Annotated in this window: 1 protein-coding gene; it reads right to left on the bottom strand. The window is 31.7% G+C overall.

Going from position 1 to position 755, the window contains the following annotated elements; all coding sequences use genetic code 11:
* Positions 1-724, bottom strand: a 724-nt coding sequence (locus ACCC84_RS23835; RefSeq protein WP_371902425.1) for an acyltransferase family protein, incomplete at its 3' end; no start/stop codon positions are given.
* Between the last annotated feature and the right edge of the window lie 31 nt (positions 725-755).

The following is a 755-nucleotide window of genomic DNA, read 5'->3' as shown; positions in this document are numbered from 1 at the left end:
ACTCATAATTGATGAATAAAAATAAGATGAAAAATAATATTGTTATAAGCGGGATATGTTTCATGACGAATAGACGCCAAGTTTTTAGTGCTACAGCGGCAATGCCACCCATAACGAAATAGAATGAGTAGAATAGAAATGATCGATCTGTATAATGTAAAATTGTTGAACTTGTTAATTTTTCTCCATTAAAAATATAGTGAGAAGAGAACCACATTAATAGAAAATATAGGCACGCGAAAAAGGTCATATATTTATATATGTCTTTTTTATTTTCTGTTCGTTTTTGAAACCAATAAAAAAGTGTGCATAGTAAAGGGAACAATAAGTGAATTTGGAACATCATAATAACGTACCAAAGATGGGGCGCGGCTGTTCCGAGTAATAAACTTTTTATTCCACTTTGTAATGTAATAAGATCGTTTGTTGTTAATAGGTAAAGAATAGACCAAAAGAAATAAGGAATGAGTAAGTGTGTCGCTTTTTCAGAAATATATTCTTTATATACTAATTGCTTCGTATAGTGCCGAATTAAGTGAAATCCAACGATAAATATGAATGCTGGTGCTGAGAATTTTGCAAGGTTGAATAGCATGCCCATAATGAGAGATTGCTCAAGTAAGACATTTCCTTGATTCATTGTATATAATAAGGAACTTTGCAAAACAACAGCGAGAAATGCAATGCTTTGCAAAACTTTAAATTCTGGTGCGCTTTGAGTCATTATTTCCATCTCCTTTTCCATACATGATTAT

Source organism: Serratia odorifera (assembly GCF_041448735.1).
Classification (GTDB): domain Bacteria; phylum Pseudomonadota; class Gammaproteobacteria; order Enterobacterales; family Enterobacteriaceae; genus Serratia_F; species Serratia_F odorifera.
The sequence above is the reverse complement of the archived record's forward strand: the minus strand, read 5'-3'. Positions and strand labels throughout refer to the sequence as shown.